This is a genomic window from Galbibacter orientalis DSM 19592 (genome assembly GCF_000260115.1).
GTDB lineage: Bacteria > Bacteroidota > Bacteroidia > Flavobacteriales > Flavobacteriaceae > Galbibacter > Galbibacter orientalis.
This window is the reverse complement of record NZ_JH651379.1, coordinates 675,740-701,262: the sequence shown is the minus strand read 5'-3', so window position 1 is coordinate 701,262 and position 25,523 is coordinate 675,740. Positions and strand designations below refer to the sequence as shown.

At 33.2% G+C, this 25,523-nt stretch carries 22 protein-coding genes; 5 read left to right on the top strand and 17 right to left on the bottom strand.

Annotated features, from left to right (window positions below; translation table 11 throughout):
- Positions 1–103 precede the first annotated feature (103 nt).
- Entirely contained in the window at positions 104–1,051 is a 948-nt protein-coding gene (locus JOOMADRAFT_RS03230) for an ABC transporter ATP-binding protein (RefSeq protein ID WP_008611299.1), read from the top strand.
- Here JOOMADRAFT_RS03230 and JOOMADRAFT_RS03225 read toward each other — a convergent pair.
- From JOOMADRAFT_RS03225 to JOOMADRAFT_RS03205, 5 genes are all read right to left on the bottom strand, one after another.
- Positions 1,048–1,863, bottom strand: a complete 816-nt coding sequence (locus JOOMADRAFT_RS03225; protein WP_008611298.1) for a hypothetical protein — start codon at positions 1,861–1,863, stop codon at positions 1,048–1,050. The genes JOOMADRAFT_RS03230 and JOOMADRAFT_RS03225 overlap by 4 nt on opposite strands.
- Before the next feature lie 129 nt (positions 1,864–1,992).
- Positions 1,993–2,535, bottom strand: a complete 543-nt coding sequence (locus JOOMADRAFT_RS03220) for a DUF5004 domain-containing protein (RefSeq protein ID WP_008611297.1) — start codon at positions 2,533–2,535, stop codon at positions 1,993–1,995.
- Positions 2,536–2,800: 265 nt separating this feature from the next.
- A complete protein-coding gene (locus JOOMADRAFT_RS03215; RefSeq protein ID WP_040879496.1) occupies positions 2,801–3,265 on the bottom strand; it encodes a GreA/GreB family elongation factor in 465 nt (154 codons plus the stop codon).
- 10 nt (positions 3,266–3,275) lie between these two features.
- Entirely contained in the window at positions 3,276–4,478 is a 1,203-nt protein-coding gene (locus JOOMADRAFT_RS03210) for an Nramp family divalent metal transporter (RefSeq protein ID WP_008611293.1), read from the bottom strand.
- Positions 4,479–5,585 carry a DUF2891 domain-containing protein gene (locus JOOMADRAFT_RS03205; protein ID WP_008611292.1) on the bottom strand — a complete coding sequence of 369 codons (1,107 nt, stop codon included), beginning with the start codon at positions 5,583–5,585 and terminating at the stop codon, positions 4,479–4,481.
- 233 nt (positions 5,586–5,818) lie between these two features.
- On the opposite strand from JOOMADRAFT_RS03205, the gene JOOMADRAFT_RS03200 reads away from it, so the two are divergent.
- Positions 5,819–6,811 carry a sterol desaturase family protein gene (locus tag JOOMADRAFT_RS03200; protein ID WP_008611290.1) on the top strand — a complete coding sequence of 331 codons (993 nt, stop codon included), beginning with the start codon at positions 5,819–5,821 and terminating at the stop codon, positions 6,809–6,811.
- Here the strand turns inward: JOOMADRAFT_RS03200 and mtgA are convergent, their stop codons facing one another.
- The 7 genes from mtgA to pdxA form a co-directional block, all read right to left on the bottom strand.
- On the bottom strand, positions 6,812–7,498 hold the full coding sequence (gene mtgA, locus JOOMADRAFT_RS03195; RefSeq protein ID WP_008611289.1) for a monofunctional biosynthetic peptidoglycan transglycosylase: 687 nt from the start codon (positions 7,496–7,498) through the stop codon (positions 6,812–6,814). It abuts the gene before it with no gap.
- Positions 7,499–7,577: 79 nt separating this feature from the next.
- Positions 7,578–8,930 carry an acetyl-CoA carboxylase biotin carboxylase subunit gene (gene accC, locus JOOMADRAFT_RS03190; RefSeq protein ID WP_008611287.1) on the bottom strand — a complete coding sequence of 451 codons (1,353 nt, stop codon included), beginning with the start codon at positions 8,928–8,930 and terminating at the stop codon, positions 7,578–7,580.
- Positions 8,931–9,015: 85 nt separating this feature from the next.
- Positions 9,016–9,510, bottom strand: coding sequence for an acetyl-CoA carboxylase biotin carboxyl carrier protein (gene accB / locus JOOMADRAFT_RS03185; protein WP_008611286.1), 495 nt, complete (start codon positions 9,508–9,510; stop codon positions 9,016–9,018).
- A gap of 25 nt (positions 9,511–9,535) precedes the next feature.
- On the bottom strand, positions 9,536–10,537 hold the full coding sequence (locus JOOMADRAFT_RS03180; protein ID WP_008611285.1) for a beta-ketoacyl-ACP synthase III: 1,002 nt from the start codon (positions 10,535–10,537) through the stop codon (positions 9,536–9,538).
- Positions 10,538–10,711: 174 nt separating this feature from the next.
- Complete coding sequence (rpmF, locus tag JOOMADRAFT_RS03175; RefSeq protein ID WP_008611284.1) at positions 10,712–10,909, bottom strand: 50S ribosomal protein L32; 198 nt, start codon at positions 10,907–10,909, stop codon at positions 10,712–10,714.
- 8 nt (positions 10,910–10,917) lie between these two features.
- Positions 10,918–11,454 (bottom strand): YceD family protein, encoded by a 537-nt coding sequence (locus tag JOOMADRAFT_RS03170; protein WP_008611283.1) that lies wholly within the window; start codon positions 11,452–11,454, stop codon positions 10,918–10,920.
- A 283-nt stretch (positions 11,455–11,737) separates the two neighbouring features.
- Positions 11,738–12,796: a 4-hydroxythreonine-4-phosphate dehydrogenase PdxA gene (pdxA, locus tag JOOMADRAFT_RS03165; protein ID WP_008611282.1), complete on the bottom strand. Its 1,059-nt coding sequence runs from the start codon at positions 12,794–12,796 to the stop codon at positions 11,738–11,740.
- 283 nt (positions 12,797–13,079) lie between these two features.
- Between pdxA and JOOMADRAFT_RS03160 the strand changes: the two genes are divergently transcribed.
- From JOOMADRAFT_RS03160 to JOOMADRAFT_RS03150, 3 genes are all read left to right on the top strand, one after another.
- Positions 13,080–13,670, top strand: coding sequence for a riboflavin synthase (locus JOOMADRAFT_RS03160; RefSeq protein WP_008611281.1), 591 nt, complete (start codon positions 13,080–13,082; stop codon positions 13,668–13,670).
- 55 nt (positions 13,671–13,725) lie between these two features.
- A complete protein-coding gene (locus tag JOOMADRAFT_RS03155; protein WP_008611280.1) occupies positions 13,726–14,892 on the top strand; it encodes a hypothetical protein in 1,167 nt (388 codons plus the stop codon).
- A 196-nt stretch (positions 14,893–15,088) separates the two neighbouring features.
- Positions 15,089–15,802 (top strand): SDR family oxidoreductase, encoded by a 714-nt coding sequence (locus JOOMADRAFT_RS03150; RefSeq protein WP_008611279.1) that lies wholly within the window; start codon positions 15,089–15,091, stop codon positions 15,800–15,802.
- A gap of 74 nt (positions 15,803–15,876) precedes the next feature.
- Here the strand turns inward: JOOMADRAFT_RS03150 and JOOMADRAFT_RS03145 are convergent, their stop codons facing one another.
- From JOOMADRAFT_RS03145 to JOOMADRAFT_RS03125, 5 genes are all read right to left on the bottom strand, one after another.
- The gene (locus JOOMADRAFT_RS03145; protein WP_008611278.1) at positions 15,877–16,722 is read right to left on the bottom strand and encodes an alpha/beta hydrolase family protein; all 846 of its coding nucleotides are present in this window, start codon (positions 16,720–16,722) and stop codon (positions 15,877–15,879) included.
- Entirely contained in the window at positions 16,712–19,474 is a 2,763-nt protein-coding gene (locus JOOMADRAFT_RS03140; RefSeq protein ID WP_008611276.1) for a PD-(D/E)XK nuclease family protein, read from the bottom strand. Before JOOMADRAFT_RS03140 ends, JOOMADRAFT_RS03145 begins: the two co-directional genes overlap by 11 nt.
- Before the next feature lie 145 nt (positions 19,475–19,619).
- On the bottom strand, positions 19,620–20,969 hold the full coding sequence (locus tag JOOMADRAFT_RS03135) for an OmpA family protein (protein ID WP_008611275.1): 1,350 nt from the start codon (positions 20,967–20,969) through the stop codon (positions 19,620–19,622).
- Between the two features lie 109 nt (positions 20,970–21,078).
- A complete protein-coding gene (gene kbl / locus JOOMADRAFT_RS03130) occupies positions 21,079–22,272 on the bottom strand; it encodes a glycine C-acetyltransferase (RefSeq protein WP_008611274.1) in 1,194 nt (397 codons plus the stop codon).
- A gap of 38 nt (positions 22,273–22,310) precedes the next feature.
- The gene (locus tag JOOMADRAFT_RS03125; RefSeq protein WP_008611273.1) at positions 22,311–25,439 is read right to left on the bottom strand and encodes a UvrD-helicase domain-containing protein; all 3,129 of its coding nucleotides are present in this window, start codon (positions 25,437–25,439) and stop codon (positions 22,311–22,313) included.
- Positions 25,440–25,523: the final 84 nt, after the last annotated feature.

The window sequence follows — 25,523 nt, the reverse complement described above, 5'->3', positions numbered from 1 at the left end:
CAGAGCTAAAATCTATTTTATTACTTTTTATTTCTTCAATAATTACATGAGTTGTCATCTCGATACTATTTCAACTTCTTATATTTGCTAAAACCTAATTAGCATGCTCGAAGTAAAAAAGGTCTCTTTTGAATATGAGGAAGCCTCTATTTTAAAAAATATTAATTTTGATTTAGATAAAGGAGAACACCTCTCTATAATTGGAGAAAGTGGTTCAGGAAAAAGTACCCTTTTAAAAATTATTTATGGATTATACGATTTAAAAAAAGGAAAACTTTTTTGGGATAAAAAACCCATGCTTGGACCAAATTATAACATAGTTCCTGGGGAACCTTTTATAAAATATGTTGCTCAGGATTACGATTTAATGCCTTTTATTACGGTAGAAGAAAATATCGGAAAATTCCTATCTAATTTTTATCCTCGAAAAAAGAAAAAAAGAGTTGCAGAATTGCTTGAGCTTGTAGGAATGACAGCCTATGCCAAAATTAAACCAACCGAATTAAGTGGTGGACAACAACAAAGAGTAGCTTTAGCAAAAGCTTTGGCAAGAGAGCCAGAATTACTTTTACTGGACGAGCCTTTTAGTAATATTGATAACTTTAAAAAAAATGCTTTAAGACGCGATATTTTTAGCTATTTAAAACAAGAAAATATTGCATGTATTACTGCAACGCACGACAATACGGACAGTCTCGCTTATGCAGATATAACAATGGTTTTAAAAGAGGGGAAGGCAATAGCTTTTGATAATCCTAAAACACTATTTGAAACGCCAAAAAATAAATACGTAGCTTCACTTTTTGGGGAGGTAAATGAATTGCCTAAGAGCTTATTGTATCCTGATAATTCTTCAACTAAAAAAGTATTGTTATACCCACATCAATTGGAAGTAGTTTCCTCTTCGTCTTTAAAAGTTAAAGTAAAAAAAAGCTACTTTCAAGGAACTCATTATTTAATTGAAAGTGTTAGAAATAGAAAACCAATTTTTTTTAATCACAACTCTAATCTCCATGAGAACCAAGAAGTAATGCTTTCTATAAAGGCTTAGTTTTTAGCAATTTTTATGTTTCCAATATAAATTTGTGCACCATGGTCGTAAGATATTGGAGCACTGATATAAAAATACTTATTCGGATTGTTTAAAAACATTTTCGCATCTAGTAATTTTGACTTGTCTAAGTACAGTCTCATTTGCTCATTATTTACTGCAATAGAGATATGTATAACGGTATTTCCGTATGCATCTAGTGGAAAATCTAAGGTGCTTCTGTTATCTGTAGCACTGCTACTGTGAGTCACATCTTTATTCCAGAAATGTAGTTCAGTAGAGGTAATGGAGTTATCGTTATAGGCATCAGAAATCCAAGAACGGACACTGTTGTCTTTGCTGAATCCAAAATTCATAGCCCCTAAGTCTTCTGCTTTATCACTTCGGGTTAGGATATCAAATTCAAGGGTGAAATTCTCTGGCATTGACAGTAATGTATCTAGCTTAAAACTTGATCTTTGTCCTAACTCTAACCATTTCCCTGGGATTCCAGAAATTTCAACTATAGAACCTACGCCATTTGTTTTCCAATAAGTAGGCATAGCTCCGAAATCATCATTTTCAAACTCATCCTCAAAGTAGGTGTTTTTTCCAGGAACATAAGAAAAGGTTTTTTCTACGTAAGGAATTTCATCCTTTTTTTCCGCTTCTTCTTGTGTGCTTTTATCACTTCCATTTAAAATATCATCGGTAACATCTTCTGCCTTTTTTTCTACCTTGTCTTGGATTTTTTTCCAAAATTGTGCATGGATTTTATTCGGAAAAAGTAAGAAAGTGATAAGTAAACTAGAAAGGATTAATATTTTTTTCATCAGGTTGATTTTTGATAGATAAAAATATATAATTATTATTTCCCCTACAAGGCAGTTAAGATTTTTCATAAAAAAAGCTGATAATTAACTTTCATTAATATATCAGCTTTTTAACCTAAAACTTTATTTTTAGTCAGCAGGCTCTACATCTGCCAGTTCTTTTGTAAAAGTGTAAGTAACAATTATTTGGAAAGATTTCCCGTTTACATCTGTACCGGTTCCTGTGTTTTGAATTTTGTATTCATTTCTTTCAGTATTAAATTCTAAGTTCTGAATATCTTCATAACAAGCAGAAATAACACCTAAAGAGTTTCCACCTAATTTCCAGGTACCAGTTCCAGACCTTGCATTGGTACAATCTTCGGCATTTTCTCCTACTTCATAAATATAACTTCTATCGGTTCCGTATGTGTATGAGATGTCGTTTTGACAATCTGTTTGTTGTATAAAAATATCGGTAGTTGGATTGTCTTCGTCATCATCTGTTAAATCAAGTTCCTTACTAGATTCAATTGCTGTAAGCTTCCAAGTTCCAGCAAATCCTGATTCTTGTTCAGAAAGTGCTCCTGTATAATCTGGTACACAGCTAGTTGTGTCGTCGTCAGAACAGCTAATAAATAATCCTGTAAGTGCTACAACTAAAGAAGCTGCAATTAGTTTTCTTGTTTTCATTTAAAATATATGCTTTTAAGTTTTTTATATTTATAAGAAGCAAGAATGTAAGAAAGGTTGCGTAGGAAGCTGTTAATTTTTTAAATCCCTCATTGAGGGTTTTATTCCCTAGAGCCTGTTCTGAGTATATCGAAGGGTTCTACGTCGAAAAGGATTAAATTAGTTTCCTTAAAATACCTCGTAGGCTTACTTCGAGGTAGTTTTTTAAAGTGGAAATCTAAGTTAAAAGGGATCCCTTACGGGTAATAAGAAGATAAATAACGAATTAATGAATTTCTAGAATTTTTATTTTTGATGATTGAAAAGAAACGTCATCGTTAATTGTTTTTCCTAATAATAGTTGTCCAATAGGAGATTGCGCTGAGATGCAATAAATGTCCTCATTTTGAACGGTAAGTTGTCCTAAGGAAACAGCTATAAAATAAGAAGCAAGGTTGGTTTTTATAAGACTACCTACTTTGACTTTTTGATTTTTTTCTTCAGAAGACTTATCATAGTTAATTCTAGAAAAAGCATGCAGCATATTTTCAATTTCCCGAAGTCGATTTCCGGCTTTTTCTCTTTCTAATTGAAGCATTGCACGGCCAGTTTCATGTTTATCTCCTGCACTACTTTTTGTTTCAGAAGCAAAAGATTCTTCAATTGTGGCAATTGCTTTTTGTACTTGATATAGCCGTTGGTTTAAAAGCTCTTGGCATTTACTTATTAAAAGTTCTTTTGTAGTTTTCATCATTTCAAATTTATGCAAAAACTTGTATTCCAAACACTTTTAAAACGCTCATTATTCCAAGTCCTAATGTTAATACCACAATAATGATTCCTATAATATTCTGAATTAAAGTATTCTTATATGTTTTTAAAATGGAAGTTCTGTTTACTGCCCAAAGTAAAAAAATGGTTATAATAGGGAGTAAAATACCATTTGCTATTTGCGCCAGTTTTATAACTTCAATAGGCTTTATTCCAAAGGACATTAAAATAACGCCAAGAATAATTATAAACATCCAAACTGCTTTGAAGCGTTTGTTTTGCATATTAGAACCCCATCCAAAGCAACTATTGGCAACAAATGCGGCAGCTAGTGGGGCGGTAATGGCAGAGGTTAATCCGGCTGCAAAGAGTCCTATTCCCATAAAATATTTGGCGCTATTTCCGTAAATCGGTTCTAGTCCAATTGCGAGGTCGAGCACATTTTTTATTTCTAAGCTTTGAGTTTTTGCTGCTGTAATCATTATAGCTATGGATACTAGTCCGCCTAAGGAAATGGATAGAATAGTGTCTCTTTGTGCATATTTTAAATCTGTAGTTTTATTCCATTTTTTGCTTACTAAAGAAGCGTGCAGAAATAAATTATAGGGTACAATTGTAGTTCCAACTAAGGCTATTATGCTTAGAAGGCTATTTTTTGGTGCTGTAGGTATAAAAAGACCTTTAAGAATCTCTATAATATTTGGTTTGGTTACAATGGCAGTGAGTATAAAAGAGATACTCATTAGTATTACTAGAGCAACAAGAATTTTTTCTATTGTTTTATATTTCCCGATGTATAAAAATATAAATGCCAAACTACCAATAATTAGTGGGTATAAATAAGAGTGTTCGGTTCCAAATAGTGCTTGGAGGCCAAGGGTTGCTCCGCCAATATTTCCGCCTTCATAAGCGGTGTTTCCAATAACAATTGCTCCTAAAATTAGGGTTATAACAAGCCATCGTAACCAAGGTTTGTATATTTCGGTTGCAACTACATCTCCTAAGCCTTTTTGGGTTATAATCCCAATACGTGCTGCCATTTCTTGTAAAAAAATAGTAGCTATTATAGAAAATAACATTGCCCATAACAGTGAAAATCCAAAAGAATTTCCTGTTAACATACAGGTAGTAACTGTTCCCGGCCCAATAAAAGCCGCTGCAACTAAAACTCCTGGTCCTACTTTTTTAAACATTTATTTGGGTACATGGTTTAAAGAATACAAGGCAAAAGTTCCTAGCCAATGTGTGCCACTGTAATTGTTGTCTACAATATTTGGTAGTGAATAATTAATATGTTGATTGGCAATATTTTTTAAATGATTATATTCTGGAAGTGTTTGTGCGATGCCATATAAACACCATGCGCGACTAAAATTTAAACCATCTAAATGAACTAATTTACCATCCTCTCTGTCGCCCACTTTTCCTGGAGCTAATTCAAAATCTGAATGTGTTAATTGAGGTAAGAAATTATTTAACCAAACTTTAAAATCCTCTTTAGCATATACTTTTCTTACAAGGTTTGCTTCTTCTAAACAAGGAGAAAGGAAATCAAATCCGCTTGGTTCCCAACTCAAAGGGCAATTTGTATCGCTTTTATAAAATCTGTTTACGGTTTCTGTTATGCTTGTCTGTAATTCATTGTTTTGAAGTGTAGAAGCGTAATCCCAAGCTAAGGAAAGTCCGAAGGCAGTATTTGTATGTTCCCCAACACGAATAGGATAATTCAATTTAGGAAGAAATTCAATATATGAAGTTGCAATATAATTGGTTAATGGCGCTAAATTTTTTTCTAGTTCTTTACCTAGCGGATCGTCCCAAGTATGTAATTCCTCAGCTAATTTTAGGATCCAAGCCCAACCGTACGTTCTTTCGAAAGAGGTGTTGCCTTTCATTTTAAAATAAGCAAGTTCAGCTTCTATATTTTCTTTTGAGATGTTCTCTTTTAATTTTTTTCTGATGATTTCTGAATGATTTAAAGAAGGAAACTGCTTTAAAAGTGAAACTAAAGACCAATGTCCATGTACAGAAGAATGCCAGTCGAAACATCCATAAAAAGCTGGGTGTAGTTTTTTTGGTGCTGCTAATTGAGAGCTATCTTGAAGGGTTTGGTTGAGTTTGTTAGGAAATTCTATTTGCATACATTCAAGTGGTAAGGATGCAAGTCGGTTAGCCTCCTCAAGATTCAAAACAGGAATTGGAGCAGTATTTTGAACAGTTTCTTTTTTAGTTTTATCGCCTTTACAAGCATTAAATAATAAGGTAATTATAAAAATGAAAAGCAATTTAGTTTTCGTCATAATCTATTTTGATTAAATTTTATTTCGCCGTTGTTTAGGAGTACATATTTGAAAAGTATTATTTTTTCTCAAACTGAAAAAGCTAAGATAATCCCTTTCACTTAAAAGTAAATATAAGTTATTGAAAGCAATTATTTAACAAAGCCAAGCTTTATGTAATTAATTATTGAAATATAGATTATTTTTTACTATTTTTCAATAATTATAAATTTTGACTCTTAATCTAGTTGAAAATGGATGTATTTAACACTTTTATTGAAGAAATAATAAATTTTTTAGGGATATCTCAGGCTTGGGATATTTTGCAAAGCGGTAATTATGAAGCTCTTAGAACATATGAAGGGATTACAGCTTTAATATTTCCTATTATTCCATTATTAATTCTTTTGGAATTTATATTGGGTTTAATCTATAAAAAGCCACAAACTAAAGTTTATAAAATTACATTTTTGACTTATGTCCTAAATCGTTTTATCGGTAGGTTTATTGCTATTGCAGTTACAACTTTTCTTATTGGCGTATTAGAGCCATACGCACCTATACAAACATCTCTAAAATGGTATTGGTTTCTATATGGATATGTTGTGTGGGAGTTTGCTCATTTTCTTTATCATTATTGGGGACATAAAGTTCGTTTATTTTGGTGTTTGCATTCTACACATCATGCTCCCGAAGACATGAATCTTTCCGTTACTCATGCACATTTTTTCTTAGAAGCTCCTTATGCAGATGCAATCCGGACTACCGTATGTATTTTGGCGGGAATCAAACCAGAAATGCTATTTATTATTATGTTTATAGATGGCACTTATGGAGCATTTATTCATGTTGGAGAGAATTTAATTAAAGATGGGAGGCTAGGTTTTTTGAATAAAATTATTTTAACTCCTTCCCATCATAGAGTACATCATGCTAAGAATCCCTTATATATGGACACCAATTTTTGTAATCTCTTGAATATATGGGACAAAGTTTTTGGAACCTTTCAAAATGAAGAAAAGAACTTAAAAATAGAATACGGGATTACCCGGAAAATGAATTCTGGAAATTTTATAGATGTTTATTTTGGTGAAATTTTTGCCCTTTGCAAAGATGTATATCATGCTCCTGGCATTAAAAACAAACTGGCTTATATAGTAATGCCTCCTGGATGGAGTCATACGGGCGAACATAAAACTGCAAAAATTGTACGACAAGAGTTTTTAAAAGAGAGAAGTATGGATTAATTATTTCGGATTTTTTAAATTGAAGGAACCGTAAAAATTCATCTGCCTTAGAATCCAATTTTTCCTATTCTGAATATAGCTTGATGCTGGAGAAGCTTTTAAAACCAATGGATTTGGTAATATTGCTGCTATTGCTGCGGCTTCTTGTTTAGATAATTGGGATGCTTTTTTATGAAACCAAAATTTAGAAGCTGCTTCCGCTCCGTAGATTCCATTTCCCATTTCAATGCTGTTTAAATAGATTTCTATAATGCGTTCTTTGCTCCATAATTGTTCAATTAAAAAAGTAAAGTAGACCTCAAAGCCTTTTCTAATCCAGCTTCTTCCAGGCCATAAAAAAACATTTTTTGCTGTTTGCTGACTTATAGTGCTTGCGCCTCTAAGCTTTTTCCCTTCTGATGAGTTTTTAATTACTTTTTCAATTGCTTTCACATCAAAACCATTGTGTTTTTCAAACTTTTGGTCTTCACTACAAATAACTGCCAATTGAAGGTTTTTTGAAATTTTATCAATAGAAACCCAGTTGTGTTTCCAAATGATTGTTTCTTGCATATTATTTTGCTGAATAGTCCGTATTGCCATTAAAGGAGTAACAGGAACGGGAACCCATTTATAGATTAACACCCAAATAACAGAAATCCCAATAAACCACAGCAAAACCTTAAAAAGAAAACGAAAAACCTTCATAAACGACGTCAATAAATTAAAAAACCCGTATCAAATGTATAAAATGATACGGGTTTATATTTTAAAAACACTAGAAGATTTATTCTTCTACTGGAGGGTTCATTTTAAAAGTCTCCATAAACTTAGTTGTGTAGTTACCAGAAATATAATCTGGTTCGTCCATTAACTGTCTATGAAATGGAATCGTAGTTTTTACACCTTCAATTACAAACTCGTCCAAAGCACGCTTCATTTTATTGATAGCTTCTTCTCTTGTTTGCGCAGTTGTAATCAACTTAGCAATCATAGAGTCATAGTTTGGAGGGATAATATAGCCGCTATACACATGGGTGTCTAAACGTACTCCGTGTCCTCCAGGGGCATGTAAAGTTGTAATTTTTCCTGGAGAAGGTCTAAAGTCGTTATACGGGTCTTCCGCGTTAATTCTACATTCAATAGAGTGTAGTTTTGGAGTGTAGTTTTTACCAGAAATTGGCACTCCAGCGGCAACTAAAATTTGTTCACGGATTAAGTCGTAATCAATTACCTGTTCTGTAATTGGGTGTTCTACTTGAATCCGCGTATTCATTTCCATAAAATAGAAATTACGGTGCTTATCAACTAGAAACTCAACAGTACCAGCTCCTTCATATTTAATAAACTCGGCTGCTTTTACAGCGGCTTTTCCCATTTTATCTCGAAGTTCATCGGTCATAAATGGAGAAGGAGTTTCTTCGGTAAGTTTTTGATGACGTCTTTGTACTGAGCAATCTCTTTCTGAAAGATGGCATGCTTTTCCGAATTGGTCTCCTACTACCTGGATTTCTATATGTCGAGGTTCTTCGATAAGTTTTTCCATATACATACCATCGTTACCAAAAGAAGCTGCAGCTTCTTGTTTAGCACTTTCGTATGCTTTTTGTAAATCTTCTTCTTTCCAAACGGCACGCATTCCTTTTCCTCCACCTCCGGCAGTAGCTTTTAGCATAACAGGATATCCCATTTCTTTAGCTAGCTTTTTGGTTTGGTCTAAAGATTCTAAAAGACCATCAGAACCAGGAACGGTAGGTACTTTTGCAGCTTTCATGGTAGATTTAGCACTCGCTTTATCTCCCATTTTTTCAATCATTTCTGGACCTGCACCAATAAATTTGATACCATGTTCCTTACAAATTCTTGAAAAATTAGCATTTTCAGAAAGAAACCCATACCCTGGGTGGATAGCATCTGCATTTGTAATTTCTGCAGCAGCAATAATGCTTGATATTTTAAGATAAGAATCCTTGCTTGGTGCTGGACCAATGCAAACAGCTTCGTCGGCAAAACGTACATGCAAACTTTCTTCGTCTGCTTTTGAGTATACAGCCACTGTTTTGATGCCCATCTCTTTGCAGGTTCTAATAACACGAAGTGCTATTTCTCCTCTATTTGCGATCAATATTTTTTTAAACATCTCTGAAATTTTAAATTCTAAATTTTAAATCCTTTTAAATGATGATTTCTAAATTCATCATTAGTAATTCATCCTTTCAAATTTCTTATGATGGGTCTACCAAAAATAATGGCTGATCGAATTCAACAGGAGAAGATTCATCAGCCAATACTTTTACAATTTTACCAGAAACTTCTGATTCAATTTCATTGAAAAGTTTCATCGCTTCAATAATACAAAGTACATCACCTTTAGCGATAGTATCTCCAACTTCAGCAAAATTAGGCTTGTCTGGAGAAGGTCTTCTGTAGAATGTACCAATAATTGGCGATTTAATTGTAATGTATTTACTGTCGTCTTCTTTAGTAGCTGGTGAAGAAGCTTCGGTTTCTGCAGGAGCAGCAACTGGTTGAGGAGCAATGCCTTGTTGAGGCATTGGTTGATTCATAGGGATTTGTTGAACAAAAGTAGTAGTTTCACCATTTTTGTCTTCAGACCCTGTTTTAATAGTAATCTTTACATCCTCCATTTCAAGCTTTACTTCGCTTGCACCAGATTTTGCCACGAATTTGATCAAATTTTGAATCTCTTTTAAATCCATGATTTAGTTTTGTTAGTTTTGAGTTCTATTGTTTTGCGTTATATGCCCATTTTAAATAAATGGAACCCCAGGTAAATCCACCTCCAAAAGCAGCAAATATTAAATTGTCGCCCTTTTTGAGTTGCTTTTCATAATCGTTAAGTAACAAAGGCAGTGTTGCCGAAGTTGTATTACCGTATTTCTGAATATTAACCATTACTTTAGATGGATCTAATTCTGCACGATTAGCAGTAGCATCTATAATACGTTTATTAGCTTGATGCGGTACTAGCCATTGAACGTCCTCTTTAGTAAGATTATTACGTGTCATTATTTTTTCTGTAACATCTGCCATATTTGAAACAGCAAATTTAAATACAGTTTTACCATCTTGATATACAAAATGTTGTTTATTTTTCACAGTTTCTTCGGAAGCTGGTAAAATAGAACCTCCTGCTTCAATTTTCAGAAAGTCTCTTCCAATTCCATCACTTCTTAAATACTCATCTTGTAATCCTAATCCTTCTTCATTAGGTTCAAAAAGAGCGGCTCCAGCTCCATCTCCAAAGATTATACAGGTAGTTCTATCGGTATAATCTAATATAGAAGACATTTTATCGGCTCCTATAAGTAATACTTTCTTGTAACGTCCAGATTCTATATAACTAGCAGCGGTAGACATTCCGAATAAAAAGCTGGAACATGCTGCTTGTAAATCGTAGGAAAATGCATTTACAGCTCCTATTTGAGAAGCTACATAAGCAGCGGTTGCTGCTACGGGTTGGTCTGGGGTTGCCGTTCCGACAATAACCATGTCAATCTCTTCTGGATTGGCACCACTTTTTTGAAGGAGGTCTTCTGCTGCTTTAATTGCAAGGTACGAAGTACCCTTTCCTTCTTCTTTTAATATATGCCTCTGCTTAATTCCAGTTCTAGAAGTTATCCATTCATCATTTGTATCAACCATAGTTTCCAATATTTGGTTGGTTAATACATATTCGGGCACATATGCTCCTACAGCTGTAATAGCTGCCTTAAGTCTATTCATAATTCGCTTAGTTTTTTGTCAAAAACGGCAAAATTCGACGGAAATTAATCGAATTTACTAATTTTCCTTCGAATAGCGGTGCAAAATAGGGTGTTTTTGACTTATAGAAAAATTTTGAATAAAAAAACTCTCACTTCATGTGAGAGTTTTAACTTTTAACTAAATTTTTTAGCATTACGCTACTTCTTCAGTTGTGTTATCGATAAGAACTTGTCCTCTGTAATAAAGTTTGCCTTCATGCCAGTGAGCTCTGTGATACACATGCGCTTCACCCGTTGTTGGGTCTGTAGCGATTTGAGGAGTCGTAGCTTTGTAATGCGTTCTTCTTTTATCTCTTCTTGTGCTAGACTGTCTTCTTTTAGGATGTGCCATTTTAAATCTTATTTATCCGTTAATAGTTTTTTCAATTGATCCCATCGAGGATCTGTTTCTCCGTCTTTATTTTCTTTTTCTTCTTTTGGTTGAAACGCTTCCAGTTTCTCTAAAATTTCTGTCGATAAAGTTCCATCTTTTACTCCCGGATGAATCCTTTTGTTAGGAACCGAAAGTACGATCATCTCATAAATATATTGTGCTACATTTATTTGATATTCGCTATGTGGTATAATTAGAACTTCTTCGTTCTCATCGTTATACTCATCACCAAACTTAACTAATAGATGAAGTTTACTTTTGATTTCTTGATCGTAAGGCTCATTGGATAAATCGCAATAAACATTTACAAATCCTTCACATTCAAAGGTTAACTCCAACATAGTGCTTTTTTTATCCAAAGTAAGATCAACATGCACATTGGCATCGTTAAACTCTTCAAACTCAAAAGCATCAAAGAACTTTTGCTTTATTTCAAAGTCGAACTGGTGTTTTCCTTGTTTTAATCCTACAAATTGGATGTCAAACTCCTTGAACTTCTTCATTTTAAACATCAGTTTTAATTGCCTATACCTCAAGTATAAGGCGGGTGCAAAGATATAAATTTTTATTTATGATAATAATGTTATTAACTTTTTTTTGTTTATAACTATCATTTCCCGCATCCTTGTAGTTAATTCACTTTGAGAACACTAGAAAACACTAGTGTTTTAAAGAGATGTCTACAAAAATGTAATAGATCTATAAGTACCTGCAAAGAATATATATTTAAGATTGAATTCGTCTTTTAAAGGAAATCCAATCTTAAAAAGAACCATTGGACTTAGTTTAGTTTCTTTCAGGTGTTTTCTTGCTTAATTTTTTTAGCTGATTTTCTGTCAGCTCTTTATATTCTTCTCTATTCTTGAAAATTTGAAGGGCAGTAAATACTGCTTCTTCAAATGATTTATGATTAGCTTCTCCCTTTCCAGCAATTTCAAAAGCCGTTCCGTGGTCTGGAGAGGTACGTACTTTAGATAGCCCTGCCGTATAATTTACTCCTTTTCCGAAGGAAAGTGTTTTAAAAGGAATCAAACCTTGGTCGTGATAAGATGCTAAAATAGCATCGAAATTATGATGTGCTCCAGAACCGAAAAAACTATCGGCAGCATAGGGACCATACACTAGTTTTCCAGAATCGTTTATTTTAGTAATAATTGGACGGAGTACTTCGTCATCTTCTTTTCCTATAACCCCATTATCTCCTGTATGTGGATTAATGCCCAATACAGCAATTTTTGGTTTCCTAACCCTAAAATCTTCTATTAAAGAGTTGTAAATTTTATTGACTTTAGTTTCTACTAATTTGGCTGTTATTTTTTTACTGACGTCTTTTACGGGCACATGGTCGGTTAATAAACCAACTTTTAAATCGTTTGTAACCATAAACATTAATGCCTCTCCTTCCAGTTCTTTGGCTAAATAATCTGTATGGCCAGGGAAATTAAATTCTTCCGATTGAATATTATGCTTATTAATTGGGGCAGTAACTAATACATCAATTTCATCATTTTTTAAAGCGGTAACAGCTGCTTTTAATGATAAAAAAGCATATTTTCCGCCTTCTTCAGTCTCCTTTCCTGGTTCTATATTTGGAGTTTCCTTCCATACATTTACCACATTTAGTTTTCCATCAACAGCTTTATTTGCAGCATCCACACCATTATAAGCAAGTTCCATTTTTAGCATTTTGCGTTGATAGTTTATAACCTTGGTGGATCCAAATATTACAGGCGTACAAAACTCCAACATTCTGCTATCTTCGAAGGTTTTAAGAATTACCTCGCAACCTATACCATTTAAATCTCCAATGGAAATTCCCACTCTTATGCTGTTATCTGTTTTCATGCGAATATATTGATATTAAACATTTAGTTTTTTAGACCTTATATTAATTATGCAAGGAGCTGCTATCTTTTAAAAATCGATGCTTTTTTTATCTCTTTTTTTTAGAGGCAATTGCCTTGATTATGTTAAATCCCTCTAAGAGGGCTTCCTATTGTTTACTTTGCGCTTGTAACAATTCAGTTTATAAAAAGACCTATTGCGGATTGTTGTTATCTTTAGTAGGTTTGTTTATTGGTATCCGACTAAAAGTGAATACATGCAAATTTAATTAATAAATATAGAAATGTTTACGGGAATTATAGAAGAGTTAGCATTGGTAACGAATATTGTAAAAGAAGCTGATAATTTACATATTACAATAAAAAGTTCGATAACCAACGAATTGAAGATAGACCAAAGTGTTGCGCATAATGGTGTATGCCTTACTGTAGTTGCTATTAATGGGGATGAGTATACGGTAACGGCAATTAAAGAGACCCTAGATAAAACCGCTTTAGGGAAACTTACTACAGGAGATGTAGTAAATTTAGAACGCGCCATGAAAATGGGAACCCGCCTAGATGGGCACATTGTACAGGGGCATGTAGATCAAACAGGAATTTGCGATAAAATTGTTGAAGAAAACGGAAGTTGGCGATTTACCTTTGTTTATGATGCTTCTAAAAATAATGTAACTATAGAAAAAGGCTCCATTACTATAGATGGAACTAGTTTAACAGTGGTAGATTCTAAAAAAGATGAGTTTAGCGTTGCTATTATTCCATATACTTTTGAGCATACCCGTTTTAAAAACTACAAAATAGGGGACGAAGTAAACCTAGAATTTGATGTTATAGGGAAATATGTATCGCGATTAATGGACTTGCAAAAATAATTTTTTTAAGCGTAGATATAATTCGTTATTTTTAGTGATGCTAAACTAAGAATGGATGCGATTTTTATTCTTCCTTTTACTTTGTACACAAATAACATACAGTCAAAATCAACTACAAGCGGTGCTTTTAGATAGTACTACAAAAGCACCAATTGAGTTTGCAGATGTGTATAATCATTATAATTATACTACTTCCAATGCCGATGGTTCTTTTATGTTTACGTCTAGTGGAGATTCTGTTTTTATAAAATACCTCGGATATAAACCTATTAGAACTACTTTTAATGAGCTTCAAAATAAAAAAATAATATTTCTGGCTGAAGAAACTGTGGTTTTAGATGCGGTAGTGCTAACTGGTAAGAATGATATTTACAGTCAGCTTGCTAAAAGTATAGAGAATAACTATCCCTTTTTTCCGTATGAGGAGCGTTTTACATTACGTGCTTTTTTAAAGAAAAATGATACGGTTCTAAAATTGCAAGACCTTACAGGTAAATTAAAACGAAAGCAGCTTTTTGCTACCCAAAAGCATCGAATGCCAAGAAAAAACTATGAAGTGGAGCTTTTAAATATGCGAAAAGCAGGTTTGAAAGAAGAAAATGTAGAGTTTATGTTGGGAGATTTTACAAAGATTCTAAACTGGTTTATTTTACATGCTCCCTTAGAAAATGATAAATACGATGTTAAATCTGGAGCAATAAATGACACAGTTGATATGGTGGAATTTACCGTAAAAGATTCTATTGTAAATGCTATACATAGTAATAATAGTGGCTATTTAAAAATTAATTCTAATAACAAAGCAATTCTCGAAAACCATTTAGTTATTCGAAGAGATTCTGTTGATTATGAAAAATCTGGTCCCTATAAATACAGAACTACCCATATGGAAGTTAATGCCTTTTATGAAAAAGCTACTAACCGAAAGTATTTTTTAAAAAATGCTAAAGTTGAAGTTTTAGTAGCGGTAGTTAATATTAAAACGGCAAAAAAAGATATTTATAACTGTACCTATATTATTACTACCCACGATAATTTTAAAGAATTAAATACTCAAAAAAACGCCTCGGTTAAAAAAGATATTTTTAGGCTGAAGTATCCTTATAACCCCGATTTTTGGGAAAAACAGAATCAGCTGTTGCTAACCAATGAAATGCTCGATTTTTTAAGCACGGTTAATGCAAAAGACAACGAGTATCGAGCAATTTCTAATTTAAAATAGCATGAGGGATTGAGCGGTATGTTTGAGCTCTCCAAATAAATATTTGGAAGCGAGTAGCGAAAGCCCGACCCGAAGGGGCATGCCATAAAAGTTATATAGAATTTTTGAAGGGATAAGCACCTTTTAAGAAAACAATAACGCTACTGGTTTTTTAGTCTCTAAGCAAGCTTTTATCTTTATGTAAAAATTAAAATAAATGGACTTAAAAGGAAAAGTAGCCTATATAACTGGCGGTACAAAAGGAATAGGATATGGAGTAGCCGAGAGCTTGCTTGAGGCGGGAATGAAAGTTGCAATTAGCGGACGTAAATTAGAAGACGCTCAAAAAGCTGCAAAGAGTTTGAGTAACGATGCAGATTTGGTTCTCGGACTCTCTTCTGATGTAACAAAACTCCAAGATGAAAAGGATGCAATTAAAAGCATAGAAGAAAAGTGGGGGCAAGTAGATGTGGTATTAGCAAATGCTGGAGTTGGACATTTTGCTCCGATTGATGAGCTTGAAGATGACAAATGGCACCAAATGATTGATACAAATTTGAATGGAGTCTACCATACGTTAAAAGCGTCTGTGGCTGCTTTAAAACAATCTAAAGGATATTATATAACGCTAGCAAGTTTGGCAGGAACTAATTTCTTTCCAACAGCGGCAGGATATAATGCTACAAAGTTTGGAGTTGTTGGTTTTACGCAAGCTGCAATGTTAGACTTACGTCAATATGATATTAAAGTATCTACCATAATGCCTGGTTCTGTGGCTTCTCATTTTAACGATCATACGCCTTCTAAAGACGATGCATGGAAAATTCAGCCAGAAGATATTGGGCAGCTTGTGCTTGATTTATTAAAAATGAATCCAAGAACATTGCCTAGTAAAATAGAGGTAAGACCAACGCGTCCAGATAAAAAATAAATTTTTTTACTATAAATTGCAGCAAACAGATTTTAAGTCAGATACAAATCTCTTTCTTTTCAGAGCAGCGCAATTTAGTTTTTAATAAATTTAAGAGAAGCTTCTACAACTTGTTTCATGTGTTGTGGAAGCTTTTTTTCTTCCCAAGGATGTTTGCCACCAAAAACATGGTCTGCTTCTTCAATAACAAGTAATTTGCTATTTGGATTCCATGTATGCAATGCTTTTGCTTCTTTTAAATCGACAGTTGGATCGTTTGTTCCATGGATAATTAGAAAAGGGATTTCAATTTTTTCTGCTGAAGTTTTTATAGTGAAGCGTTCTTCATTTTCAATAAAATCTTCGTAGAATTGATAATAATGGGGTAATTGCTGTTTTGTTCTGCTATTTTCTACATGGATTACCCCTTGGCTTTTCCAATATGCACGTGCCTTTTCATCCGCAAAACGCGCCTTAAAATCGCTTACACTTGCCCAAGTAATTAGTTTGGTAATTCTTTTATCTTCGGAAGCTTTTATGGTAACAATTCCGCCACCACGAGAATGACCAATTAAAGTAATATTAGAAGTATCTATAGTTTTAGAAAATTCATTTTCTGAATTTGTAATCCAATTTATTACGGAATTTACATCATCAAGCTCAATACTAAAATTATTTAGAGCAAAGGCTTCTAGGTCTGGGAAATCAATAGGTTGTTCTATGGTTCCTCCGTTATGAGAAAAATTGAATTTAATAAAGCAGTATCCATTCGAAGCAAATTCTCTAGCAACCAAATCCCAATATCCCCAATCTTTAAAACCTTTGTAGCCGTGGCAAAATAGTACAATGGGGCTTTTTTTAGACTCTTCTTTTATGTAAACATCGGTTAGGATAGGTCTGGTATGTTTTCCTTCTAAAATTATATTTCTTTTAATATGCATGCGTCTTTATTTCTTTTTCTTGGAAAGGAGTTTCCTTGTTAAATATATCAAGGATTAGTTTTTCCAGTTCTGCTTTGTATTTTGATTGAATTTCAGTATCAATTTTATATTGTCTCTCATTATGCTTTGAGCCGTATTTAAAATTGAATTTTAGAAGTCCTCCTTTTATGTTTTTAAATGAGATTATTCCTCCTTCAAATTCATTGTAAATGGTTTCGCTTTGGATCATGTAGGCATAACATAATATCTGAAACGCTTTACTGTATTTATAATCTTCTGTAAGAATCTCCCAATCTGTAATGCTAACATCTTTTTGTTCTACCTTGCCCGTTTTATAATCTATAATATTTATAGTGCCGTCTACTTCTTCAACGCGGTCTACTTTACCTCTAATGTAAACAGGGAAATCTAATGCTTGGATTGGAATCAAAGCTCTTAAATTACTTTCAATTTGAAGAATTTTGATTTGCTTTCCGCTTTTTAATCTATTTTCTTCAAAATTTAAGAAGTTTTGAATATAACGTTTCGCAACATGAAAAGAAATCAGATTCTTCCCTCTTAAATCGGTAGTTTCTGTATACGATTTTGAAAAGTGATTTGCTACTTCTTTGTTAAGTTCTTTCCGCATTTTGTTGAGGTCCTCAATGCTAATAAACTTTCCTTCTAAAGGTTTGTAAAAAGATTCTAGCGTGTCGTGTACTATGGTTCCTAATGTGTTTGCTGCAATAGTTTCTTCAACCTCTTCTGTTTCTCTAATTCCAAGAACAGATTGTGTGTAAAAATCTAATGGGTTACGAACATAATTACTTAGCGATGTTGGTGAAAATCCTTTGGCAGCTATTTCTTTAAGTCTATGGATTACATTTTCGTCTTTTGTAATTGTAGATAATTCAAGAGTGTTATTTTTTATAGTTGGACTCGCAACAATTTCAGTAATGGCATGTTTTTCTTCTTTTAGCATAGTTAATTGCTGTAAGAGTCTGCTTTTTTCCCCTCCTTCAAGAGCATCTGGTTCAGTATTATACACTAAATAAATATTTTTAGCTCGTTGTAATAATCTGTAAAAGTGATAGGAATAAATAGCATCCTTTTCTTTGTATGTGGGGAGACCAAATACCGTTTTTAAATCGAAAGGAATAAAAGAATTGTTAGTTTTTCCAGTTGGTAAAATACCTTCATTTACGGAGGTTATAATAACGGTTTCAAAATCTAAATTTCTACTTTCTAGCATTCCCATTATTTGTAAGCCTTCTAAAGGTTCTCCTTTAAAATCGATAGTTTCACTTGCTAATAATTCACTATAAATTTTCTTGAGTGCTTTTATTCCTGTAATTGTATTGTATTCCGCATTGAATGTTTTAAGCTGATTAAAGACCTCGTAAAAGCGATATAGATATTCTAGAAAAAGAGGATTCTTCTGTTCTTCCGAAGTATAAGTGTTTTTTAATGATAGGATAATGGCTAAGCAATTATCAATAACCGAAGAAATGGTTGTATCTTTTTTGTTTATGAATAATTTAGCACCTGTTTTATTTATAGTTTCTAACTCACTTTGTTTGATATAGATGAGGTTCTGATTCTTAATTTTTTCAATTAGTTGTTGGATTTCCTCAGCCGTATCTGTTGTCATGCTATAGCTAATCGGGTTCGAAAGTATATTTATAACATCTTGATAGTACCAAACCCCATCTGTATTTTTCTCCCAGATTTCAAATAATGTTTCAAAGAAGGAGGCAAAAGGCGATAAATCTAATGGAAATCCACTTGTTATATTTGCTTTATTTATTTCTGAAGGGATGCTATTTAATATAGGAGCTAGTAGATTTTCATTTCCTAAAACAATGGCTGTATTTTTTATGGAGCCTTGTAATTTTCCTAAAATTTTTCCTACATATTTTGCTTGCCCTATATTTTTTGGAACCCCAATAATTTCAATGTTTTTTTCTTCTGAAAAATGATTACTTATATTTTTAAATTCCTTGTTCTTAAAATAAGGCCACGATGCTTTGTAGTTTCTTAAAAATAGACCAGCATCATGGTCTTTATTATCCATAAATTTTTGGTCAATATCCCAAAAAACTTCAGCATTTGTATTGGTGAGAAACTCCTGAATTATATTTTTTTCAGCATTATTCAACGCATTAAAACCAATAAATAAATGTGTTGAGTTTATATTGTTTTGAATGTAGTATTCAACATTATCATTCGCTTCACGGTAAATCATACCTTGGTATCCAATGCCTTTTTTTTGGAGGTGTTCGTTATATACAGTATAATAGACGTTTAGTTTTTCCCAGAATTTTAAATATTTTTTTTGTAAAATGGTCTTGTCGTCAGCATTGGTCCAATGGAATTGGTCTAGCTCTTTTATATTAAATAAATGAGAAAAGAATGTTTCGGTATCAATTAAATATCTATCAATCTCATTAAAATCTTGTAAGATAGTTTGAGACCAAGAGGTAAACGCGTAAAAGTCTTCCTGTTCGTTTTCGGGAGTTATTTTTTTATAGACTTCATATAGCTCAAATGATAATTGAATATTGGATGCCAATTTCAAGTTAGCTAACTCCTGAATAAATTCTTCAATGCTTATAATTTTAGGAGCAATAGTAGTTTTTTCAACAAGGTTTAAAAGTTCATTTTTTAAAAAAGTTACCGCTCTTTTACTTGGAAGAATAATAGCAAGATTTGGTAATTGTTCTTTGTGTTTGGAATATATTTCTGAGGCTACTTGAGCTAGGAATGATTTCATTGGTTGTTATTTACTCGCTTTATGAGTCCCGAATCCTCGGGATGAATACAACAACTAAATTACCAAAATTTAAAGTATAATAAATAAAAAAACGCTCCGAATATCGGAGCGTTTTCTATTATATGGTTTGAACTAATTTAGTTAATTACTTAACTAAGTTAATTTCAACTCTTCTGTTTTGAGCTCTACCATCTCTAGTAGAGTTAGAAGCGATTGGTTTAGTTTCACCGTAACCAGCAGAAGATAATCTGAATCCGTCAATTCCATGAGAAGTTAAATATTCTTTCACAGAAAGAGCTCTAGACTCAGAAAGTCTTTGGTTAAGAGAATCACTACCAGTACTATCTGTGTGACCGTCTACAGTAAATTTAGCATTTGGATATTCATTAAGAATTGCAATGATATCAGATAACACTTGCTCAGACTGAGGTTTGATAGAAGATTTACCAGTATCAAACAAGATAGTTTTAGCATAGTTATTTAATGCTTTTTGAACTTCAGCAGATAATTCAGGACATCCGTCATTAGCTACAGTTCCAGGAGTTTCAGGACACTTGTCATCTTTGTCAAGTACACCGTCTCCGTCTTTATCTGGACAACCGTTAGAAGAAGCAGGACCAGCAACATCTGGACACTGATCATCTTTATCAGCTACACCGTCACCGTCAGCATCTGGACATCCAGCTAATTCTTTAAGACCTGGAGTATTAGGACACTCATCTTGAGGATCAGCTACACCATCTCCGTCAGAATCAGGACAACCATTCATGTCAGCAGTACCAGCTTCGTTAGGACAAGCATCTTTAGAATCTTCGATACCATCTCCGTCAGAATCAGGACAACCGTTGAAAGCTTTTAAACCAGGAACTTCAGGACAAGCATCGTCTTTATCGTATACACCATCTCCGTCAGAGTCAGTACCACCAAATTTGATAGCAAGACCAGCTAAGTGCTGGAAGTGAGGAGTGCTGTAATCTTCGAATACATGCTTGTATCCAGTTTGTACAGTAAGACCAAGGTTTTCAGTAAACCATACATTGAAACCAACACCTCCGTTAAGAGTTCCAGCTCCAATTTCGTCTAACCATGTATAACCCCCACCGATTTCGATGAATGGATCAAATACATGACCTTGAGTAAAGTTGTACTTAATAGTACCATCTACACCGTAGTAAGATAAATCATCTACACTAGTGTCACCAAGGTTTTCAATTTTGTTAAGTGATCCACGAACTCCTAAAGAGATTCCACTACCTACGTACTTAGAAACAGATACGTAAGAAATAGAAGGTAGGATGTTCCAGTGATCACTTGCGTTGAAATACTCGTCGAACCAAGCTTCAGAAGCATATGGTCTATCAGAATTTGTTGGGTATGCATCAACTGCGTTTACCCCAAATGCGATTTGCCATGGATTGTTTTGGTCTTGAGCATTCATGTTGCTAATTCCTACAAAAAGGAACGCAGCAACTAGTAATTTGCTAAGATGTTTCATGTTCAATTATTTAATTTTAAGTGTTAATTTAAAGACAAATGTAAGTTGTTACAACTTATTAACAAAAACAAATATATAATTTTTTAGTTAAAATGAAAAGAGATGTAGTTTAAACTACCCCTAATTTCTTCCCAACTTCGGTAAAGGCATTTATGGCTCTATCCAAGTGTTCTCGGGTATGCGCAGCCGATAATTGAACTCTAATTCGAGCTTTTTCTTTAGGTACAACAGGGTAGAAAAATCCTATAACATATATTCCTTTTTCTAAAAGCTCATCGGCCATAGTCTGCGATAATTTGGCATCATAAAGCATTACTGGAACTATTGCTGAATCCCCGTCAATGATATCAAAACCCGCATTTTTCATGCCTTTTTTGAAATATTTTGTGTTTTCTTCAAGTTTATCTCTAAGTTCTGTACTTTTTGACAACATGTCGAAAACTTTTATTGATGCGCCAACTATATTCGGTGCTAGAGAATTTGAGAATAAATATGGACGAGAACGCTGACGTAAAATTTCTATAATTTCTTTCTTTCCAGTAGTATAACCACCCATTGCCCCACCAAGTGCTTTTCCAAGGGTTCCTGTTATAATATCAATTCTATCTAGCACTCCTTTTTCTTCCAAAGTACCTCTTCCTGTCTCTCCAATAAAACCTGTAGCATGACATTCGTCTATCATTACTAAGGCATCATATTTGTCTGCTAGATCACAAATTTTATCCAGAGGAGCAACCAAGCCGTCCATAGAAAATACTCCGTCTGTTACAATAATTTTAAAGCGTGATCCGTCTGCATTTGCTTGTTGTAATTGTTTTTCGAGATCTGCCATATCGCTATTTTGATAACGGTAGCGTTTTGCCTTGCATAATCTAACCCCATCAATTATAGATGCATGATTTAAGGAATCTGAAATAATAGCATCTTCGGCAGTTAGTAAAGGTTCAAAAATACCTCCATTAGCATCAAAAGCGGCTGCATAAAGAATGGTGTCTTCAGTTCCGTAGAATTCGGCTATTTTTCCCTCAAGTTCCTTGTGGATGTCTTGTGTGCCACAGATAAAGCGTACCGAAGACATTCCGAAGCCATGAGAATCTAATGTGTCTTTTGCTGCCTGAATTACCTCTGGGTGTGATGATAAGCCAAGGTAATTGTTTGCACAAAAGTTTAATACCGTTTCTCCAGTATCAACAGTAATTTCTGCTCCTTGTTTGGACGTTATAATGCGTTCTTTCTTATAAAGTCCTGCCTCTTTAATATCGGCTAATTCTTGTTCTAAGTGTTCTTTTATTTTTCCGTACATGGTATTCTGTTTTTTGCAAAGTTATAGGATTATTGGAACTATACCTGTATAATTTCAACATTCTCATTTACGAAAACCAATAATTTTTCTTTCACTTCGTAACCAATTTCAGAAATAGCGCTTGCGTATCCTTTTATTTGGTTTTTATAAGTTTCAGAAAAAGAACCAGTTTTATAATCAATAATAGTTACTTCGTTGTTTTTAACAACAAATCTATCTGGACGAAGAAAAACTCCATTGGCAGTAATAATTTCACGTTCATTAAAAATTTTATATGCTGAAGTAAAGTAGGCTTCTAGCATAGGATGTTGAGTTAAATTTGTAAGATAATTTTCAAATTGTTCTTTTTCAGTCTCAGGAATTAAGCCATTTCCTATAGCCTCTTCAATGGTTGGAATTACATCATGACTGAAGAATATTTTAGATAATAAATGATGATAAATATTTCCTTTATCTATGGCTCTTTGCTGCTTTGTATCCCATAGAGAGCCACTTTTAGTAATTAATTCAAAGGAGTTTCCAAAGGAAGCATTGGATATAAACGGAATATCTTCAGAAGTACTCAAGTGTTTCTTTTTTACTTCTGAATGTTTTTCTGGAGCTCCAAGAGTGTATTCTGTGTTGTTATCATTCCAAAGTCCTTCAGCTTTTAAAAAGTTAATGAAGAGTCCCGCAAAAGTTTTTACATTTTCCTCTCCTTTTGTATTAATTTCTCTTTTGCAAATTATATGAAGTTGCTCTACAGCGCGTGTTAATGTAACATATAATAGGTTTAAATTATCGAGCTCTTCTTTTTCCTCATACTCTTTAACAAACAGTTTTCCTGTGTCGTTTATGTTTTCAATAGCGCTTTTAGAATTAAAGAGACTGTAGTCTATTCCAAAAAGGTTTTTATCAACTGGAAACCATAAATTAAAGTTCCGAGAGTCGTAAATACTAGTATTTGCAAAAGGATAAATTACCACAGGAAATTCAAGACCCTTAGATTTATGGATGGTCATTAGTTGAATAGCATTTGAAGACGATGGAGCCACAATGCTTAAACTATCTTGCTTTTGTTCCCAATAGGCTAGAAAGTTACTCAGACTGTCGTTGTTGTTTTGTGTAAAAGATATTATTTCATCTAAAAAGAACTGTAAGTAAGCTTCGTTGCCATTACTAATTTCAAATGCATTAATAGCATATTCTACTGCGTTATAAAAAGGGAGTTGTAGGAAATATTTGGTATTAAAGTTCTCTTCTTCGAATACTGAATTTATATCGGAGAGCTTTTTACTGTAATATTCGTGTAGGTTTTCTACCTTATTTTTTTCAGCTAAAAAACGCAATATCTTTAAGTGAATTTCAGCGTCTAATGGTTGATTAAAATACGTAATTAAATCTATTAAAAAAGCTACTTTTTTATCGTTTTTAAGAAGTAAAGTCTCCGAAGAAATAATTGGAATTTCTTGTTCAGCTAGATAGTTCGCAATAGTAATTCCTTGTGCTTTAGATCTAGTTATAATACACATATCATTGTATGTAAATCCTTTTTCTAGAGATGAGGAAATGGCATTTTGAGTGGCTGTACAATAGAGATTATCCTCACTTTCTTTATTCTCTTTTTCGTCTATAAAAGTAAGATTAATAAAACCTCCAGCTTTGTTGTTAGTTTCTTGTTTACTGTATTTTTCAAACAGTTCTCTATAGGTTTCGTTATTTAAGTATTGAGAAATATGCTGAAAAAAGTTGTTGTTGAATTCTACTATTTTGTCATGACTACGGAAGTTTTTAGGCAGATTTTCAACATTTATTTCCGCTTGAAATGGATTCTTTTTATTGTACAAATCTATAAATTGTTCTGCTTTTCCACCTCTCCATCTATAAATAGCCTGTTTAGCATCTCCAACAATCATTAAACTTCCAGTTTTTCCGCTTGGTAATTCGGCTTCTAGCGCGTTAGAAATTAAAGGTTGAATGTTTTTCCATTGCATAGAAGAGGTGTCTTGAAACTCGTCTATAAAATAGTGCTTGTATTTCTCTCCAATACGCTCATAAATAAAGGGAGCAGGCTGGTTGGCAATAGCAGAAGAAATGAGCCTATTGAATTCGGAGATTAACAATAAGTTACGTTCTTCTTTAATTTTATTAAGCTCCGCATTTATAGCATTTAAAAGAGATAATGGAACTAAATTTTTATAAAAGTTTTTTAGAAAGTTTAATTGACCGAAGTGATTTTTAATTTCTAAGTAATTTTCTAACAAAAAAGGTCTTATCTCATCTATTGTAGACTTAATACTGTCGTTGGTGGTTTTAGTGTATAGTTGGCTATTGTTAATTAAATTTTCTTCTAACTTATTTTCATATAATCTAGCAATATTATTTTCAATTATTTTAATGAAATGATTATATAAAGTTCCGCGGTTAAAAGAGGAGGCATCAAGCTGATTTGAGTGTAATTTTTCAATTACGTTTTTTGCTTTACTTGTAATTGCAGTTTCCAGCTCAGCAATCAGTTCTTTTAGTTGTTTTCCTAGCGCTTTAAAATCTTCTAAATTTTTGCTTTCTAAGGCTTCAATATGGTGTATGTATTCTTCGTTAGAAAGTAGCTTGGCAATTTCGTTTAACTCTCTAGAGATATCCCAACTTTTATCATCATCGGTTTTTTCTAATGCAAAATCTATTAAAACATCGGTAAGAAGTTTGTTGTTTCCTGCCTGATAGATTAGATTGTCTACCGCCTCACGGGTTAATGTTTTTTCGTCTAAAGAAACTTCAAAATTAGTGGGGAGTTTTAAATCAAATGCAAAAGTTCGAAGCAATCTATGGTTAAATTTATCAATTGTTACAATATCAAAAAAGGCATAGTTGTGTAGAATTCTTGTAAGTATTTTCTTGGATCTAGCATTTAATTCTTCTTCAGAAATAGCAAGTTCTTCACTAATAATAGAAAAAAGGGGTGTAGGTTTGGTTAGAATACTCTCCTGAGAGAATTCATATAAATTATTTAGCACCCGCTCCTTCATTTCATTTACCGCTTTATTTGTAAATGTGATAGCCAAAACTTGCTTGAAAGTGTCTATGTTTGAAGTACTCAGAAGGATGCTTAAGTACTTTTTTACAAGCGTAAAAGTTTTTCCAGAGCCAGCAGAGGCATTATATATTTGAAAAGGTGCAGAATTCAACATAAAAAGTTTATTGCAAAATAAGGAAACTCTATGAGGTATTAACAAATTATTACCATGTTTTCCGAAGCTTTTTCTTAAATTTGA